General features: G+C 67.4%; 17 protein-coding genes. 10 read left to right on the top strand and 7 right to left on the bottom strand.

Features of this window, described 5'->3' with window-relative positions; translation table 11 throughout:
- Positions 1–67: 67 nt before the first annotated feature.
- From holA to leuS, 3 genes are read right to left on the bottom strand one after another with little or no spacing between them, the layout of a single operon-like run.
- Positions 68–1,111: a DNA polymerase III subunit delta gene (gene holA / locus ACN0T5_RS19005; protein WP_417770188.1), complete on the bottom strand. Its 1,044-nt coding sequence runs from the start codon at positions 1,109–1,111 to the stop codon at positions 68–70.
- 3 nt (positions 1,112–1,114) lie between these two features.
- The gene (lptE, locus tag ACN0T5_RS19000; RefSeq protein WP_417770187.1) at positions 1,115–1,687 is read right to left on the bottom strand and encodes an LPS assembly lipoprotein LptE; all 573 of its coding nucleotides are present in this window, start codon (positions 1,685–1,687) and stop codon (positions 1,115–1,117) included.
- Positions 1,674–4,295, bottom strand: a complete 2,622-nt coding sequence (leuS, locus tag ACN0T5_RS18995; protein ID WP_417770186.1) for a leucine--tRNA ligase — start codon at positions 4,293–4,295, stop codon at positions 1,674–1,676. The genes lptE and leuS overlap by 14 nt, the downstream gene beginning before the upstream one ends.
- Before the next feature lie 195 nt (positions 4,296–4,490).
- Between leuS and ACN0T5_RS18990 the strand changes: the two genes are divergently transcribed.
- Complete coding sequence (locus ACN0T5_RS18990) at positions 4,491–5,216, top strand: YggS family pyridoxal phosphate-dependent enzyme (RefSeq protein ID WP_417770185.1); 726 nt, start codon at positions 4,491–4,493, stop codon at positions 5,214–5,216.
- Positions 5,217–5,237: 21 nt separating this feature from the next.
- On the opposite strand, the gene ACN0T5_RS18985 is transcribed toward ACN0T5_RS18990, so the two are convergent.
- Entirely contained in the window at positions 5,238–6,680 is a 1,443-nt protein-coding gene (locus ACN0T5_RS18985) for a TrkH family potassium uptake protein (RefSeq protein WP_417770184.1), read from the bottom strand.
- Positions 6,681–7,117: 437 nt separating this feature from the next.
- Between ACN0T5_RS18985 and ffh the strand changes: the two genes are divergently transcribed.
- The 4 genes from ffh (at position 7,118) to rimM (ending at position 10,125) form a co-directional block, all read left to right on the top strand.
- Positions 7,118–8,665, top strand: coding sequence for a signal recognition particle protein (ffh, locus tag ACN0T5_RS18980; protein WP_417770183.1), 1,548 nt, complete (start codon positions 7,118–7,120; stop codon positions 8,663–8,665).
- Between the two features lie 41 nt (positions 8,666–8,706).
- Positions 8,707–8,979 carry a chorismate mutase gene (locus tag ACN0T5_RS18975; RefSeq protein WP_306030935.1) on the top strand — a complete coding sequence of 91 codons (273 nt, stop codon included), beginning with the start codon at positions 8,707–8,709 and terminating at the stop codon, positions 8,977–8,979.
- Between the two features lie 30 nt (positions 8,980–9,009).
- A complete protein-coding gene (gene rpsP / locus ACN0T5_RS18970; RefSeq protein WP_417770182.1) occupies positions 9,010–9,420 on the top strand; it encodes a 30S ribosomal protein S16 in 411 nt (136 codons plus the stop codon).
- 171 nt (positions 9,421–9,591) lie between these two features.
- On the top strand, positions 9,592–10,125 hold the full coding sequence (rimM, locus tag ACN0T5_RS18965; protein WP_417770181.1) for a ribosome maturation factor RimM: 534 nt from the start codon (positions 9,592–9,594) through the stop codon (positions 10,123–10,125).
- On the opposite strand, the gene ACN0T5_RS18960 is transcribed toward rimM, so the two are convergent.
- Positions 10,089–10,628 (bottom strand): antibiotic resistance protein VanZ, encoded by a 540-nt coding sequence (locus ACN0T5_RS18960; protein ID WP_417770180.1) that lies wholly within the window; start codon positions 10,626–10,628, stop codon positions 10,089–10,091. The genes rimM and ACN0T5_RS18960 overlap by 37 nt on opposite strands.
- An 88-nt stretch (positions 10,629–10,716) precedes the next feature.
- On the opposite strand from ACN0T5_RS18960, the gene trmD reads away from it, so the two are divergent.
- Both trmD and rplS read left to right on the top strand, forming a co-directional pair.
- Positions 10,717–11,424, top strand: a complete 708-nt coding sequence (gene trmD / locus ACN0T5_RS18955; RefSeq protein WP_417770179.1) for a tRNA (guanosine(37)-N1)-methyltransferase TrmD — start codon at positions 10,717–10,719, stop codon at positions 11,422–11,424.
- A gap of 297 nt (positions 11,425–11,721) precedes the next feature.
- Positions 11,722–12,195 (top strand): 50S ribosomal protein L19, encoded by a 474-nt coding sequence (gene rplS, locus ACN0T5_RS18950; RefSeq protein ID WP_417770178.1) that lies wholly within the window; start codon positions 11,722–11,724, stop codon positions 12,193–12,195.
- 147 nt (positions 12,196–12,342) lie between these two features.
- On the opposite strand, the gene ACN0T5_RS18945 is transcribed toward rplS, so the two are convergent.
- Together ACN0T5_RS18945 and ftsE are read right to left on the bottom strand one after the other, a co-directional pair.
- Positions 12,343–13,449, bottom strand: a complete 1,107-nt coding sequence (locus tag ACN0T5_RS18945) for a cell division protein FtsX (RefSeq protein WP_417770177.1) — start codon at positions 13,447–13,449, stop codon at positions 12,343–12,345.
- On the bottom strand, positions 13,442–14,101 hold the full coding sequence (gene ftsE / locus ACN0T5_RS18940; RefSeq protein ID WP_417770176.1) for a cell division ATP-binding protein FtsE: 660 nt from the start codon (positions 14,099–14,101) through the stop codon (positions 13,442–13,444). The genes ACN0T5_RS18945 and ftsE overlap by 8 nt, the downstream gene beginning before the upstream one ends.
- Before the next feature lie 246 nt (positions 14,102–14,347).
- On the opposite strand from ftsE, the gene ACN0T5_RS18935 reads away from it, so the two are divergent.
- Genes ACN0T5_RS18935 through ACN0T5_RS18925 form a run of 3 tightly spaced genes read left to right on the top strand, consistent with a single transcriptional unit; the run spans position 14,348 to position 16,290 of the window.
- Positions 14,348–15,325, top strand: coding sequence for an MJ0042-type zinc finger domain-containing protein (locus ACN0T5_RS18935; protein ID WP_417770175.1), 978 nt, complete (start codon positions 14,348–14,350; stop codon positions 15,323–15,325).
- Positions 15,322–15,876: a hypoxanthine phosphoribosyltransferase gene (gene hpt / locus ACN0T5_RS18930; protein ID WP_417770174.1), complete on the top strand. Its 555-nt coding sequence runs from the start codon at positions 15,322–15,324 to the stop codon at positions 15,874–15,876. Before ACN0T5_RS18935 ends, hpt begins: the two co-directional genes overlap by 4 nt.
- Positions 15,877–15,891: 15 nt before the next feature.
- Positions 15,892–16,290 (top strand): response regulator, encoded by a 399-nt coding sequence (locus ACN0T5_RS18925; RefSeq protein WP_417770173.1) that lies wholly within the window; start codon positions 15,892–15,894, stop codon positions 16,288–16,290.
- The last annotated feature ends 100 nt before the right edge of the window (positions 16,291–16,390 follow it).

Below are 16,390 nucleotides of genomic sequence, written 5' to 3'. Positions count from 1 at the left end.
CAAGCATGGCGGCCCGATCATGCGCACGGGGCGCAAGGTTCCCGGAAACGACGGCTGAAGGATCCGGTCAGCGGCGCTGCTGGCGGGCGCGCGCGACGCGTCCGAGCGTCAGCAGCACGTCCCCGACAAGGGCCGTGGCGAGCACCGGGGCCTTGCGCGCGGAGGCGACCGCCCCGCCGAGCCGCTCGCCGGCCCTGGCCAGATCCTCGCCGGACCACAGCGACACCTGGCGGATGACCGCGTCGCGGCGCTTGTAGAAGACCGGCGGACGGGCCTGCTCGATGACCCGTGCCGCGGACAGGCCGCGATCGGCCTCGGCCCTTGCGCGGGCGAGAAACTGGAAATGGCGCAGCGCCGCGGAGGCGATCATGTCGGCGCGCTGGCCGCCCGCCTCGAGCCGTTCCAGCCCGTGGTCGAGCGTCGCAAGGTCGCCGAGCGCTGCCGCGTCGATCAGTTCGTCAACGGCAAAGGCAGAGGCATCGCCGATCACCGCCTCGACGTCGGCCACCTCGATCCGCTCCCGCCCGAGCGCATAAAGACAGAGCTTGCGCACTTCGCCGCGGCTCGCCAGCCGATCGGCGCCAAGCAGCCCCATCAGCAGCTGCCGCGCCTCGCGCGTGATGGCAAGCCCGGCCTCGCGAAGCTCCCCGTCGATGATCCGTTCCAGATCGCGCGCCTCGTCGGCGTAACAGGCAATGGCCACGGCCGAGCGGTCGTTCTCGAACTTCTTGCGCAGGCCGACGCCCTTCTTCAGGTCGCCCGCCTCGATCACCACCAGCGCGTTTTCCGCCCGGACCTCGCCGAACAACGGGTCGACGGCCGGCGCCAGGTTCTTGCCCGCCCCGTCCCGCAGCCAGACGACGCGGCGGCCGCCGAAGAGCGGCACCGTCGAGGCCTCGTCGATCAGCCGGGCCGGGTCGGAGACCACGTCCGCCGCATCGAGGCGCACCAGGGAGAAGGGATCGTCGACGCCTCCCGATGCCTTGTCGACCAGCGTGCGGGCACGCTCGGACACAAGGCCGGTGTCCGGGCCGAAGACCAGCACCAGCGCCACGCCGGCCGGCGGTTCGGCGATGAAACGGTCGACCTCGCCAGCCTTCAGCGCGACCATGGTTCAGCCTTGCGAGGCGAAGAAGCCGGCCAGCCGCGTCTGGATATTGCCAGCCACGACCTTCGCCGCCCGGTCCTCGGCATCGCGCTCGGCGCGCAGGTTGGCAAACCGCTGGCTGGAGAAGTCGAAGGAAGCCGAGCCGAAGGCGCGGCCGGTCATCACCGTTCGCCCGGTGCCGATCTCGCTGAGCACGTAGCTCGCGTTGACCGTCACGGAATAGGCGGACGGCACGTCAGCCAACCGCTCGACGCCGACCTCGTTCAAGGGCCGGTCGATGATGATTTTCAACCGGTAGCGCGGCGTCGCCGCCTCGCGGCCCCTCCGGAAGCCGAAGATGAGCTCGTTGCGCAGCACCTGGCCGACGCGCTCGAGATCCTCATCCGACGTGCCCTCGACCGTGTCGATGTCGATCGCCGCGAGTTCCTCCGCAACGGCAGGCGTGCCGGCGGCTCCGCCGACCGTTCCGTAGAGCGGGCGGACCTGGCAGGCGCCGGCGACAAGCGCCGCGCCGAGGGCCAAAATGAGAAGCGCGCGCCGCGTGGCGGGCTGCGATGTCGGATGATCAGGCGACGACATTCACGATCCTTTGCGGCACAACGATGATCTTGCGGGCAGGCTTGCCGTCCAGAGCGCGCTGCACGGCGTCGAGCTGAAGCGTAGCCGCTTCGACCTCCTCTTTGGAAGCCTCGCGTGCGATTGTCAGGTCGGCCCGCTTCTTGCCGTTGACCTGGACCGGCAGGGTCACGGTCGCCTCGACCAGCAGCTCTTCCTCGACCGTCGGCCACGGCGCATTGGCAAGCAACCCCTCGCGGCCGAGCACCGTCCAGCACTCCTCCGCCAGGTGCGGCGCCATCGGCGCGATCATCTGCACCAGGTACCCGATCCCCTCACGCAGGGCGAAGCGCATGTCGTCGCCCTGTGCGCCAGCCGGCACATCGGCCTGCTGGGCTCTCGACAAGGTGTTGACCAGCTCGTAGATGCGGGCCACGGCGCGGTTGAAGGAAAGCCCCTCGATGTCGGCGGATACGCTCGCACAGGCCTTGTGCGTTGCCCGGCGCAGCGCCGTCGCCGCCTCGCCGAACGCGTCCGGCCGGGCCGTTTCAGGCACACTGTCCGCGATATCCCCGACGAGCCGCCAGACACGCTGCATGAAGCGCCAGGCACCCTGCACACCGTCCTCGGTCCACTGCACGTCGCGCTCCGGCGGGCTGTCCGAGAGCATGAACCAGCGCGCGGTGTCGGCGCCGTAGGTCTCGATGATGTCGGTCGGATCGACGGTGTTCTTCTTCGACTTCGACATTTTCTCGATCGAGCCGATCGCGACCTCGGCGCCGCCCTCCAGCAGGAAAGCCTTGCGCGTTTCGCCGTCGCCGTCGATCCGCACTTCCGCCGGCGACACCCAGTCGCCGCCCGGCGCCTTGTAGGTCTCGTGCGTCACCATGCCCTGCGTGAACAGGCCGCGGAACGGCTCCTTGACGCCGAGATGCCCGGTGACGCTCATCGCCCTGGCAAAGAAGCGCGAATAGAGCAGATGCAGGATCGCGTGCTCGATGCCGCCGATATACTGGTCGACCGGCAGCCACGCATCGGCCACCGCCTTGTCGGTCGGCGTCGCCGCCTTCGGGTCCGTGAAGCGGGCGAAATACCAGGACGAATCGACGAACGTGTCCATCGTGTCGGTCTCGCGCCGCGCCGGCTTGCCGCAGCTCGGGCAGGCAACGTTGCGCCAGGTCGGATGACGATCGAGCGGGTTGCCCGGCTTGTCGAAGTCGATGTCGTCGGGAAGCTGCACGGGCAGGTCCGCGACCGGCACCGGCACGACGCCGCAATCCTCGCAATGGATGACCGGGATCGGGCACCCCCAGTAGCGCTGGCGCGAGATGCCCCAGTCGCGCAGGCGGTAGTTGACCTGCCGTTCGGCCTGCGGGCGGCCGTCGAGCATCGTCGCCTCGAGCCGCGCGGCGACCGCCTCCTTCGCGTCCGCGATCGGCAATCCGTTCATGAAGTCCGAATTGTAGATCGTGCCGTCGTCCGTATAGGCCTCGTCGCGGATCTCGTAGGTTTCCGGATCCGCACCCGCCGGCAGCACCACCGGGCGCACCGGCAGATGGTACTTTCGGGCGAAGTCCAGATCGCGCTGGTCATGGGCCGGGCAGGCGAAGATCGCGCCCGTGCCGTAGTCCATCAGGATGAAGTTCGCCACATAGACCGGCAGGGTGATCGACGGGTCGAGCGGATGCGTCACCGTCAGGCCCGTGTCGACGCCGACCTTCTCCGCCGTCTCGATGGCTTCCGCCGAGGTGCCGGTGCGACGGCAATCCTCGATGAAGGCGGCCAGCTTCGGATTGGTCTCGGCCAGCTTGAGCGAGATCGGGTGGTCCGGCGACAGTCCCATGAAGGACGCGCCGAACAGCGTGTCAGGCCGCGTGGTGAAGATCTCCAGCGCCGTATCGCCCGTCGGCGCCGGGGTCGAAAAGGCGAAGCGCACGCGCAGCCCCTCGGACCGGCCGATCCAGTTCTTCTGCATCAGGCGGACCTTGTCCGGCCAGCGGTCGAGCGTGTCGATGGCGGTGAGCAGTTCCTCCGACCAGTCGGAAATCTTGAAGAACCACTGGGTCAGTTCGCGCTGCTCGACCGGGGCGCCGGAGCGCCAGCCACGGCCGTCAATGACCTGCTCGTTGGCGAGCACGGTCATGTCGACCGGGTCCCAGTTGACCTTGGAGTTCTTGCGATAGGCAAGACCCGCTTGCAGGAAGTCGAGGAACAGGTGCTGCTGCTGGGTGTAGTACTCGACGTCGCAGGTCGCGAACTCGCGCGCCCAGTCGAGCGAAAGCCCCATGATCTTCAGCTGGCCGCGCATCGTCGCGATGTTCTGGTAGGTCCAGTCGCGCGGATGCACCTTGTTCTGCATGGCGGCATTTTCCGCCGGCATGCCGAAGGCGTCCCAGCCCATCGGGTGCAGCACGTTGAAGCCGCGGGCGCGCTTGTAGCGCGCCACGACATCGCCCATCGCGTAGTTGCGCACATGGCCCATGTGGATGCGGCCCGAAGGATAGGGGAACATCTCGAGCACATAGTATTTCGGACGCGGATCCTCGTTGCGTGTCGCAAAGACGTCCGTCTCGTCCCAGACCTTCTGCCAGCGGCTTTCCGCCTCGCGGGCGTTGTAGCGCTCCGTCGCCATGATTGTGATTGCTTTTCTCGTGACCATTGCAGGAATAACGTGGCGCGACTGTCACCAGAAATCCGCCTTGCGGTCAACCTGCAAGGCATCCCGCCCGTGCCATTGCCGCCGGCCGGGGCCGCATGGCCCCCTTGCCCCCGCGCCCGGCAAAAGGGTATCGGGAAGGACCGAAGCAGAAGCTCTCCGAGGAACCCCATGTCCGCGACCGACAAAGCCACATCCCCGACGGCCCCCGTCCGGGCATCGTCCGAAAGCGATGCGGCCAGCCGCCTTGCCGACATCCGGGAGGCGGTGGCCCGGGCCGGGGCGGACGCCGGGCGGCCTGCCGGGTCGACCACGCTCATCGCGGTCTCCAAGACCTTCGATGCCGGCGAGATCCGTCCCGTGCTCGACGCCGGTCAGTGCGTCTTCGGCGAGAACCGCGTGCAGGAGGCGCAAGGCAAGTGGCCGGAGCTGCGCGCCGCGTTTCCCGACGTCGAACTCCATCTGATCGGCCCGCTGCAATCCAACAAGGCGAAGGATGCCGTGGCGCTGTTCGACGTGATCCATACGCTCGACCGGGAGAAGATCGCCCGGGCGCTGGCGGCCGAATGCAAGGCCCAGGACCGCGCGCTGCGCTTCTTCGTCCAGGTGAACACCGGCGAGGAGCCGCAAAAGGCCGGCATCGCGCCGCATGAGACCGACGACTTCGTCGCCTTCTGCCGGGACGAGCTCGGTCTCGATGTGGCCGGGCTCATGTGCATCCCCCCGGTGGACGACACGCCCGGCCCGCATTTCGCGCTGCTGGCGAAGATCGCCGCGCGCAACGGTCTTGCCGGACTGTCGATGGGCATGTCGGCGGATTTCGAAGGCGCCATCCGCCTCGGCGCGACCCATGTGCGCGTCGGCTCGGCGATCTTCGGCTCCCGCCCGCGCCCCTGATCCAGACGCCTGATCCTGAAACTAGCGCTCGGTCCAGAAATCCGGCGTCAGCAGGATGATGCCCGCCAGGATCTCGAGCCTCCCGAGCACCATCTCCACGGCAAGCAGCGCCTTCACCAGCTCGGGCAGCGACTGGAACGTGCCCGCCGGGCCGATCACGTCGCCAACGCCGGGACCGACATTGGCAAGCGCCGTGATCGAGGCGCTGAGCGCGGTTTCGATATCGAGCCCGGCCAGCGCATAGACCAGCGCGAAACCGGCGAAGGTCATTGTGTAGAGCAGGGCGAAGATCAAGACGCCCTCGATCACCGAGGCGCTGACCGCCGTGCCGCCATAGCGTGCCTCCGCCACCCGGTGCGGCCGCACCATGCCCTTCAGGAGCACGCGGACATAGGTGATCAGCAACAGCATCCGGAAGGCCTTGAAGCCGCCGGAGGTGGAGCCGCTGCAGCCGCCGAAAAAGGTCAGCAGGAAGAACAGGACGATCGCCAGGTTGCCCCACTGCAGGTAGTCGCCCGCCGCATATCCGGTCGTCGTCACCACCGAAACGACGTGGAACACCGACAGGGTGAGGTGGTGGAACGGCATGCCCGTATCGTGCAGGTGCAGCGCGACAAAGGCGCACAGGCTGAAGGCGGCAACGAGGCGCAGGAAGAAGGAAACCTGCTCCGCATCGCGCCAGATCCGGCGTTCGACCAGGGTGATCAGGAACAGGAAGGGCAGGCTGGAGAGCGTCATGAAGACGATCGCGATCCAGTAGATCGCAAGGCTGTCGAACTGGCCGAGCGAACTGTCGGATGTCGAAAAACCGCCGGTGGAGACGGTCGTCATCGCATGGTTGACCGCCTGGAAGAAGGACATGCCCGCCAGATAGTAGAGCAGCGCACTGGCGCAGGTCAGACCGCCGTAGAGCAGCAGCAACCGCACCATGAAGGGCTCGAAGCGGCCATAGGGCTTCGACGAGGTTTCGGACGATTCGATCGAAAACAGCTGCGACCCGCCGGCCCGCAGGCCGGGCAGCAGCCAGATCCCCAGAACGACGATGCCGATGCCTCCGATCCATTGCAGCAGCGAGCGCCACAGCAGGATGCCCGGCGGCATCGCGTCGAGCCCGGTCAGCACCGTCGCCCCGGTCGTCGTCAGGCCCGAGGTGGCCTCGAAGAACGCGTCGACGAACGGGATCTGCAACCCGCTCAGCCAGAGCGGCAAGGCACCGGCAAGCCCGAACGTCACCCAGGCCGCGTTGACGAACATCAGCGTTTCGCGCGTGTTGAACCGGCCCGCGGAGCGCAGGAACGCGGCGGTCGCGACGCAGCCGATGCACCCCGTGACAAGGGCCGAGGCAAGAAAGGCGGTCCAGTCCGGATTGCCGGCCATGAGGTCGGCGGCGGCGGGAATGGTCATGAACAGCGAAATCAGGATCAGCAGGCGACCGATCGGCAGCGCAACAGCTCTGAGATCCATGTCACGGCGTCCTGGTTCCGGCGTGTTGGAATGCCCCTGACGGGAAAGGGATGCGCGGAGGGCGCGCGTGCCGCCGCGAACCTTTGCAAGGGCGCGGCCGGCTTGCCGGAGGCCGCATCTTCTCCCTTCTGCCGTCGATTTCAAGAGCCGGATATGCCGGGCAGGGCTTCCCGCCGCGCATATCCGGCAAAAGACAGCCGGCGATCCTTGACTTTGTGCACCGTTTTCGACTATGCCGCTGGCAACTCCGAAAGAGTTACGACACGACCATCCGCCGACCGGGACCCGTAAAGGTGTAAAGAGATCCCGGAGGTTCACACCCGACAGCGCGTTGCGCCCTCGGGTGCAAAACCGCTTTGCGTGATCGCGTTTCGGCACCATTTCAGGGGAAACGGCACCGCCATGGCGGCTGTGCCCGGGGATCAAGGGACCACGGCATGTTCGAAAGTCTGTCAGATCGCCTCAGTGGCATTCTCGACAAGCTGACGCGGCGCGGCGCGCTGTCGGAGGCTGACGTCTCCGAAGCGCTGCGCGAGGTGCGCCGGGCCCTGATCGAGGCCGACGTGGCGCTTCCCGTCGTCAAGTCCTTCACCGACAAGGTGCGCAACCGCGCCGTCGGCCAGGAAGTGCTGAAGTCGGTCACCCCGGGCCAGCAGGTCGTCAAGATCGTTCACGACCAGCTCGTCGAGATGCTCGGCAGCCAGGCGGAGCCGATCGACCTCAACGCGCCCGCCCCGGTCGCCATCATGATGGTCGGCCTGCAAGGATCGGGCAAGACGACCTCGACCGGCAAGATCGCCCTGCGCCTGACGAAGAACGACAAGCGCAAGGTCCTGATGGCCTCGCTCGACACCCGTCGTCCGGCCGCCCAGGAACAGCTCAAGGTGCTCGGCGAGCAGACCGGCATCGACACGCTGCCGATCGTCGCCGGCCAGACGCCGGTGCAGATCGCCGGCCGCGCGATGACCGCGGCGCGGCTCGGCGGCTACGACGTGGTGATGCTCGACACCGCCGGCCGGACGCATATCGACGAGCCCTTGATGGTCGAGATGGCGGAGATCAGGGCGGCGGCGACGCCGCACGAGATCCTGCTCGTCGCCGACAGCCTCACCGGCCAGGACGCGGTCAACCTCGCGACATCCTTCGACGAGCGCGTCGGCATCACCGGCATCGTGCTGACCCGCATGGACGGCGACGGGCGCGGTGGCGCCGCGCTGTCGATGCGCGCGGTCACCGGCAAGCCGGTCAAGCTCGTGGGCACCGGCGAAAAGGCGGACGCGCTGGAGGAGTTCCATCCCTCGCGCATCGCCGACCGCATTCTCGGCATGGGCGACATCGTCTCGCTGGTCGAGAAGGCCGCGCGCGAGATCGACCAGGAAAAGGCGGCCAAGATGGCCGCCCGCATGCAGAAGGGCAATTTCGACCTGGAGGACCTGGCCGACCAGCTCCGCCAGATGGAAAAGCTCGGCGGCATGTCCGGAATCATGGGCATGATGCCCGGCGTCGGCAAGCTCAAGAAGCAGCTCGACGGCGCCAATATCGATGACAGGGTGATCAAGCGCCAGGTGGCCATCATCCAGTCGATGACACCGCAGGAGCGGCGCAAGCCCGACCTGCTCAAGGCCAGCCGCAAGAAGCGCATTGCCACGGGCTCCGGCGTCGATGTCGCCGATGTCAACAAGCTGCTGAAGATGCACCGGCAGATGGCCGACATGATGAAGCAGATGGGCAAGGGCAAGGGCATGCTCGGCAAGATGATGGGCGGCCTCGGCATGCCCGGTGCCGGCGGCGGCATGCCGAACATCGACCCGAAGGAACTCGAACGCATGGCCCAGTCGGGCCAGCTTCCCGGCAACCTGCCGGGCGGCATGCCGGGCCAGATGCCCGGACTGCCGGGAGGTCTTGGCGGACTGGGCGGACTGGGCGGCCCGCGCCTGCCGGGCCTCGGCGGCATGCCGGGCATGGGACGGGGGAAAAAGAAGTGACCGACAGCGCCGACCAGATTCTCGACCCGGCGTCCGCCGCGATGGACGAGCTCATCCGCCTGCGCGGCTCCATCGACAATATCGACGCGGCACTCGTCCACATGCTCGCCGAGCGGTTCAAATGCACCCAGAAAGTCGGCGTTCTGAAAGCCCAACACGATCTTCCGCCCGCCGACCCGGCGCGCGAGGAACGGCAGATCGCGCGCCTGCGCGCACTTGCCAGGGACGCAAACCTTGATCCCGATTTCGCGGAAAAGTTCCTGAACTTCATCGTCAGGGAAGTGATCCGCCACCATGAAGCCATTCGCCGCTGAGCGCGGCGCGCAGTACAGGAGACCATAGAAATGGCATTGAAAATTCGTCTTGCCCGCGGTGGCGCCAAGAAGCGTCCGTTCTACCGGATCGTCGTTGCCGACGTGCGCTCGCCGCGCGACGGCCGCTTCGTCGAGAAGGTCGGCAGCTACAACCCGATGCTGCCGAAGGACAATGCCGACCGCGTCGTGCTCGATGCCGAGCGCATCCAGCATTGGCTCAGCCACGGCGCCAAGCCGAGCGACCGCGTTCTGCGCTTCCTCGACGCTGCCGGTCTGATGACCCGCGAAGCACGCAACAACCCGAACAAGGCCGAGCCGGGCCAGAAGGCCAAGGAGCGTCTCGCCGAGAAGCAGCAGGCTGCCGAGGACGCGGCCGCGGCTGCCGCCGAGGAGGCTGCCGCCGCTTCGGAGGCGCCTGCCGAGGAAGCTTCGGCCGAGTAAGCCGACGCCGGCCAAACGCCGCCGGGCAATACCCGGCGGACAACTGACAGGGACCCGCGCGATCCGCGCGGGTCCCGCATTGCTTTGCGGCTGCCGGTGTTTCGGTTGCCGGACCCGCTCCCCGCCGGACCCGTCCGGCTGTGGGCGAGGCGAAGCGCCAGGAGGTCTCGCGTGACGACAGATCGCATCCTCATCGCCCGTATCGGCGCCGCCCACGGCATTCGCGGAGAGGTCCGGGTCAAGCCCTTTGGCGACGACCCCCTGTCCTTCGCCGACTACGGCCCGCTGCAGACGGCGGACGGCAAGCGCGAACTGACCGTTGCCTCCGCCAGGCTGCAGAAGTCGATGGTGGTGACACGGTTCGAGGGCGTGACCGACCGCAACGCCGCCGAGGCGCTGAACGGAACGGATCTCTACATCGCCCGGGCAGCGCTTCCCGAACTCGACGACGAGGACGAGTTCTACCATGCCGACCTGCTCGGCCTGAAGGCGCTGGCAAGCGATGGCACGCTGCTTGGAACGATCGTGGCGGTGCCCGATTTCGGCGCCGGCGCGCTGGTCGAGATCCGCCCTGCCGGGGCCTCGTCCTTCTATGTGCCCTTCACCCGCGAAGCGGTGCCGCGGATCGATATCGCCTCAGGCGAGGTGACGATCGTGCCGCCGGAAGATCACGCCGACGAGGAATCCGACGAGGCGGAGACCTGATCCCGCCCGGGGGCGGACAAAGGCGCGGGCACGGGCACTGGCACGGGCGAAGACAGGAATGCGTCGCCCTCGATCGCCTTCTCGGCAAGCGCCGCGCGCGTTTCGGAGCGGATCAGTACGATGGCGGCGACAACCAGCGCGACGCCGACCGTGTTGGCGGCAACATCGCCGAGCGAGGCATGATGATGCGGTGTCAGCGCCTGGATCGCTTCTCCCCCGATGCCGGCAAGACTGGCAATTCCTGCGGAAATACGCAGCCGGCAGCAAAAGAACGCATGGACCGCCAGGGTCAGCAGCCCGAAAAACACCAGGTGCTGCAGCTTGTCCCAGGGATGGTCGATGCCGGTATTGAACACCAGCCCGACGGCGATGCCGTAGGCAAGCAGCAAGGCCAGCGGCGCGACCCGGCTGAACGACAGGTCGAGATAGTGCCGCTCGACGGTCTCGCGCAAAGCGGCGGCCAGTCGCGACAAGATGCCGGGCAGGGAGGGTTTCGGTGACATACGTCCTTTCTAGAAGGCAAACCGTTAAGCAAGGATTGCGGCAAACGCCGACCGACGCCCCTCGCCGCCACCCGGGACCAGACCTGCCATGAGCTTCGACGCCACCGTTCTCAGTCTCTATCCGGACATGTTTCCCGGACCGCTCGGCACGTCCCTTGCCGGCCGGGCGCTGGAGCGCGGCGACTGGTCGCTGGAGGCGCGCCAGATCCGCGACCACGCCACGGACCGGCACCGCTCCGTCGACGACACGCCGGCTGGCGGCGGCGCCGGGATGGTGCTGCGCGCCGACATCCTGGCAAGCGCCATCGACGCGGCGACGGGGGACGGCGACACGCGCCCGCGATTGCTGATGAGCCCGCGCGGACGCCCGCTCGATCAGGCCCGCGTGCGCGACCTCGCGGCCGGCCCCGGCGCCGTCATCGTCTGCGGCCGCTTCGAGGGCGTCGACCAGCGTGTGATCGAGACGCGGGCCCTGGAGGAGGTGTCCATCGGCGACTACGTCCTGTCCGGCGGGGAACTTGCCGCCATGGTCCTGCTGGATGCCGTCGTGCGCTTGCTGCCCGGCGTCATGGGCAATGCCGAGAGCGGCGCCTTCGAAAGCTTCGAGACCGGGCTGCTGGAGCACCCGCACTACACCCGCCCGCGGGAGTTCGAGGGACTTTCGATCCCCGAGATCCTGACCTCCGGAGACCATGCCCGCATCGACCGCTGGCGCCGCGAGGAAGCCGAGAGCCTGACAAGGGAAAGGCGCCCCGACCTGTGGCGGCGCCATCTCGGGCTCGAGGACGGCGACTGAGCGCCGGACAACCGGAAAATCGGGCGTTTCGGCGCGAAAAGGGCATGACAAACCGGGCGGCTTGCGCTATGCAGCGGCCACTCGGGTGCCGAATTGGCGCCGCGTGCCGGTTTTCCTTTGCACATGCGTGCGAGCCGCCCTGCCGGGCGGAACGGAAGAACGGACGGGCGACACCGGTGCACGAACCGGATTTCCACGACCGGACACGTTCCGGACTGGCCAAAACGCGGTGAATTCGCCCCTGCGGCTCGACCGTTAGCGGACGCTCTGACCGACACGAACCAAAAAGGCAGTGCCATGAACATCATCGAACAGCTGAACGCCGAGGAAATGGCGAAGATCGAAGCCGCGCGCAAGCTGCCGAGCTTCTCTCCCGGTGACACGATCCGCGTCAACGTGCGCGTGACGGAAGGCAACCGGACCCGTACGCAGGCCTATGAAGGCGTGTGCATTGCCCGCTCCGGCGGCGGCATCAACGAGAGCTTCACCGTCCGCAAGATCTCCTACGGCGAAGGCGTGGAGCGTGTGTTCCCGGTCTACTCGCCGATGCTGGAAGGCGTCGACGTGGTTCGCCGCGGCAAGGTGCGCCGTGCCAAGCTCTATTACCTGCGCACGCGTCGCGGCAAGTCGGCCCGTATCGTCGAGGCCACCAATGCCCGCGCCCGTGGCCTGAACGCGGGGATCAAGTCGGATCTGGCCGCCGCGAAGGCCGCCAAGGAAGTCGAGCGCGCCGAGGCCAAGGCCGCCGCAGAGGCATCGTCCGCCGAATAAGATCGCCATGGCGCAGCCGCACGGCAGCGCCGGGTGCCAGGCATCAATAAGCAGGCATCAACGAAACGGCCCCGGGCATCGCGCCCGGGGCCGTTTTCGTTTCAGCTCGGCCGTCGAATATTGCGGAAAAAGCCGATCGGCCGCCGCCTATTCGATCCGGCGCAGATGAGCGCGCACGGCAAGGCGCGACGTCGCCGCGGTCAGCACCGTGACCAGGAAGATCACCGCAAGCACGCCGAGATAACCGGCAACACCGACCGACACGCCGCCGAACATGTCCATGGCCCGGGCAAGCCCCTGCAGGCCGGTCCGGTCGTCGGCGAGAAAACCGAGCACGACGAAGACAAGGCAGGCGCCGAGCCCTCCGGCAAGCCCGCCCTGCAGGCCAAGCAGCAGGAAGTGGCGCTGGAATTCGCGGGCAACGAAACTGTCCTCGGCGCCGACAAAGTGCAGCACCTCCACCACATCGCGGTTGCCCGCCATCGCGGCGCGGGTGGCAAAGACCACCGAGAGCACCATCGATCCCAGCACCAGCGACAGAATCGCCATGCCGCCGAGAACGACGGCGCCGGCCATCGCCGCGAGCCGGTCGGTCCACGATCCGTGATCGTCGACGCTGGCACCGCGCACCACGGCGGACACCGCCGCGCGCAGGCCGCCCAGTTCGAACCGCGAGGGCTCGTCGATCTCGACCTGGATCAGGCGCGGCACCGGCAGGGTTGCAAGGTCCAGCCCCTCGCCCAACCAGGGCTGCAGCAGGCCGCGCGTTTCCTCGTCCGACAGCGCCCGCACGGCGCCGATCCCCGGTTGCTCCCGTGCCGCCGCGATCGCCTTCTCGATCTCGCGCAGCATGTCGACGCCTTCCGCCGGGCGGATCTGGATCGTCACCTCGCGCTGCAGGTCGTTCGACCAGGCATTCGCCGCCTCGTGGATGATGGCAACGCCGCCGACGGTCAGGCAGGCAAGAAAGCTCATGATGGCAACGACAAGCGTCAGCGCGCGTCCGGCGACCGCCTGCGAGGGCACGATCGGCGCCGGCGACCTGAGACCCGACAGCCCGCCCCGGCCCCTTGCCTTGCCGCGCAGCCGGGCCCGCATCGCGCTGCCCGCTCCGCTTGCCTTGCCGGCCCCCTTGCCGCTTCCGGCATTTGCGTCCGACCTGCCGCCGCGTCCCTCGCGCGGCGGGCGCGGGCCCTGCTTCGCGCCTCCGCTCGGCCGCGCCGGACGATCCTTTCCGCTACTGCCGTCAGTCATGGATGTGCAACCGTCCTTCGCCGAGTTCCATGCGCCGCGCGTCGACCTGGTCCATCAGGGCAAGGTCATGGGTTGCGATGACAACCGAGGTCCCCAGCCGGTTCAGTTCGATGAACAGGCGCAGCAGCCGGCGTGCCAGCGGCGGATCGACATTGCCCGTCGGTTCGTCGGCAAGCAGCAGTTCCGGCCGGGTGATCAGCGCCCGGGCAATGGCCGCGCGCTGTTTTTCGCCGCCCGACAGGACCGGCGGCAGCACATGCATGCGCTCGCCGAGCCCCACCCACTTGAGCAGCTCCACCACATCGGAACGATACTGGCTTTCCTCCTGCCCGACGACCCTGAGCGGCAGGGCGACATTCTCGTAGGTGGTCAGGTGGTCCAGCAGGCGGAAGTCCTGGAAGACGATGCCGATACGCCGGCGCAACGCCGGGATCTGGCTTTTCTTCAGGGCCGAAGTGTCCTTGCCGAAGGCACGGATGAGCCCGCGCGTCGGCGCCAGCGACAAAAACAGGAGACGCATGAGACTGGTCTTGCCTGCACCCGACGGGCCCGTCAGGAACTGGAAGGACTGCGGCCTGATCTCGAAGGTCAGGTCGCGCAGGACCTCCGGCCCCATGCCGTAGCGCAGACCGACATTTTCGAATCGGATCACGGCAACCTCTCGTTAACATATTGTCCCGACACTATCGCTTCGCCATTAACGCTTCATTAACGATATCGGGGCGTGATGAGGCCGTGACGATCCGTGTGCGGTCGGCGACGCGAAAAGCGCGCCGCCGTTTGCAGCATGTTTACGGACCATGGCCAATACTTGACCCTTACCCGGTCCGGTATCCATGGCGGCAAGCATGCCACGCCAAGCCGGAGGTTTTGTGGGCAAGACGAGGCCTCTTCCACAATGATGATAACCTGTCCGGACTGTTCGACCGCCTACCGGGTCAGCCCTGCCGCGCTGGGGCCGGACGGGCGCAGCGTGAAATGCGCCCGCTGCGGCACGCGCTGGCATGCCAGCGCCGAGCCGGACACGACCTCCATCGAGACCGAAGTGCCCGACGAGGCGGAGGCCGAGGCCGAGGCAGTCGCGGCCCGGAGCGTGGATGCCATGGCGACCGCCGGCGACGACCTTGACGGTTTTGTTGGCGACGGTGCGGTGGACGAGGGCGACGGCGATAGCGATGGCGATAGCGATGATGCAGGCGCGGATGCGGGCGGGAAGGATCCCGACCCGGAGGATGCCGGCGACGGTTTCAGCCAGGACCTGACGCCGTTCGACACGGCAGCCGAAGAGCGCGACGCCGAGACGAAAAAGCCTCCCGTCGACATTGAAAGTCTTGCCCGCAAGCCCAAGATTCAGGTGAAGACCAAGCCGCCCGAGCCCGGACTGAAGCGGATCGTCGACACCGTCGGCCAGCGCGCGCGGCGCGTCCGCCCCCAGCGTGTCGTCGGCGCGATGATATTTTTCGGCGCGATCGCTCTTTGCGCCTTCGCGATCACCTTCCGCACCCCGATCGTGGCGCGGATGCCCGACCTTGCCGGCCTGTTCACGCTGGCAGGCTTCGACGTGAACCTGCGCGGCCTCGAGTTCCGCGACCTGCGCAGCTTCCGCGAAATCGAGGACGGCACCATCGTCCTGGTCATCGAGGGCACGATCGAGAACATCAGCCAGGAGGCCATGCATGTGCCGGCGGTCCGACTGGCGCTGCGCAGCGAGGACGCCCAGGAAATCTACGCCTGGATCATGGAGCCGCGCTTGCGCCGGCTCGATGTGGGTGGCACGACGCGTTTCCGAACCCGCCTGTCGGCCCCGCCCGACCCGGCGGCCGACATCCAGGTGCGCTTTGTCGAGCGCGGACAACAGCAGGCCAAACTGAAATGAGTGACGACGCCGAGATTCGCACGCTGATCGACGAAGAGGCGATTGCCGCAAGGGTCGGGGAGATCGCCCGCGAAATCGCCGCATCCAGCCCGCAGCGCCTGCTGGTCGTTGCGGTGCTGAAGGGAAGCTTCATGTTCGCCGCCGACCTCGTGCGGGCCATGCACAGGGCCGACCTGCGCCCGGAAATGGAGTTCATCCATCTGTCCAGTTACGGCTCGGGGACCGAGTCAAGGGAAATCCGGGTTCTGCGCGATGTGGAGAGCGATGTTGCCGGACGGGATGTGATTCTCGTGGATGACATACTGGAAAGTGGCAGAACGTTAGCTTTCGCACGAGACCGACTCATCGGGCGCGGCGCAGGATCGGTGCGCATCGCGACCTTGCTCGACAAGCCGATGCGCCGCAAAACCGCCATTTCGGCGGACTATGTCGGATTCGACTGTCCGGACAAGTTCGTGGTCGGTTACGGGATGGACATGGGCCACAAATGGCGCCAGCTCCCGTATATCGGCTACGTCGTCCAGGATGCGCCGGCCCCGGCGACTGTTTGAAAAACGGAGTGGGACATGGCCCATATTCTGATTGCCGAGGACGATGAGGCGGTTCGCAGCTTCGTCAAGCGTGCCCTCGAACTGGACGGTCACACGGTGATTGCCCAGGAGGACGGCGCCGCAGCCGCGGAAACGCTCGCCCGGGAAAAGGGGGCCTTCGACCTCATCCTGTCGGACATCAAGATGCCCGTCATGGACGGCATCGCCTTCGCGCTGATTGCCGCGCGGGACTATCCGCAGGTGCCGATCCTGCTGATGACGGGCTTTGCCGACCAGCGCGAACGTGCCAACGGGCTCGACGCGCTGATCCACGACGTCGTCACCAAGCCCTTCTCGCTGGCCGAGATCCGCAGGGCCGTCAGCGATGCGCTGCTCGGCATCTGCCGCGAGGAAACCCGCCGGCGCTACGCCTGACGGCGACGGCCTGCCTCGCCGCTCCTGCATCGGCGCGCAGGCGGATCTCCCCGACCCGGCGCGACGTTCGCCCGGTTGCGCCGTGCGGCTGTCATCAACA

It is taken from the genome of Stappia sp., from assembly GCF_048261845.1.
Lineage (GTDB): Bacteria > Pseudomonadota > Alphaproteobacteria > Rhizobiales > Stappiaceae > Stappia.
This window is presented reverse-complemented; position numbering and strand designations above follow the sequence as displayed.

What these genes read in the sequence shown, in the direction of transcription:
- lptE (WP_417770187.1), bottom strand. Translation starts at nt 1,687, where the DNA reads ATGTCGTCGCCTGATCATCCGACATCGCAGCCCGCCACGCGGCGCGCG.
- hpt (WP_417770174.1), top strand. Translation starts at nt 15,322, where the DNA reads ATGAGTGACGACGCCGAGATTCGCACGCTGATCGACGAAGAGGCGATT.
- ACN0T5_RS18960 (WP_417770180.1), bottom strand. Translation starts at nt 10,628, where the DNA reads ATGTCACCGAAACCCTCCCTGCCCGGCATCTTGTCGCGACTGGCCGCC.
- ACN0T5_RS18935 (WP_417770175.1), top strand. Translation starts at nt 14,348, where the DNA reads ATGATGATAACCTGTCCGGACTGTTCGACCGCCTACCGGGTCAGCCCT.
- leuS (WP_417770186.1), bottom strand. Translation starts at nt 4,295, where the DNA reads ATGGCGACGGAGCGCTACAACGCCCGCGAGGCGGAAAGCCGCTGGCAG.
- holA (WP_417770188.1), bottom strand. Translation starts at nt 1,111, where the DNA reads ATGGTCGCGCTGAAGGCTGGCGAGGTCGACCGTTTCATCGCCGAACCG.
- ACN0T5_RS18990 (WP_417770185.1), top strand. Translation starts at nt 4,491, where the DNA reads ATGTCCGCGACCGACAAAGCCACATCCCCGACGGCCCCCGTCCGGGCA.
- ffh (WP_417770183.1), top strand. Translation starts at nt 7,118, where the DNA reads ATGTTCGAAAGTCTGTCAGATCGCCTCAGTGGCATTCTCGACAAGCTG.
- ACN0T5_RS18925 (WP_417770173.1), top strand. Translation starts at nt 15,892, where the DNA reads ATGGCCCATATTCTGATTGCCGAGGACGATGAGGCGGTTCGCAGCTTC.
- trmD (WP_417770179.1), top strand. Translation starts at nt 10,717, where the DNA reads ATGAGCTTCGACGCCACCGTTCTCAGTCTCTATCCGGACATGTTTCCC.
- rplS (WP_417770178.1), top strand. Translation starts at nt 11,722, where the DNA reads ATGAACATCATCGAACAGCTGAACGCCGAGGAAATGGCGAAGATCGAA.
- ACN0T5_RS18985 (WP_417770184.1), bottom strand. Translation starts at nt 6,680, where the DNA reads ATGGATCTCAGAGCTGTTGCGCTGCCGATCGGTCGCCTGCTGATCCTG.
- ACN0T5_RS18945 (WP_417770177.1), bottom strand. Translation starts at nt 13,449, where the DNA reads ATGACTGACGGCAGTAGCGGAAAGGATCGTCCGGCGCGGCCGAGCGGA.
- rpsP (WP_417770182.1), top strand. Translation starts at nt 9,010, where the DNA reads ATGGCATTGAAAATTCGTCTTGCCCGCGGTGGCGCCAAGAAGCGTCCG.
- ACN0T5_RS18975 (WP_306030935.1), top strand. Translation starts at nt 8,707, where the DNA reads ATGGACGAGCTCATCCGCCTGCGCGGCTCCATCGACAATATCGACGCG.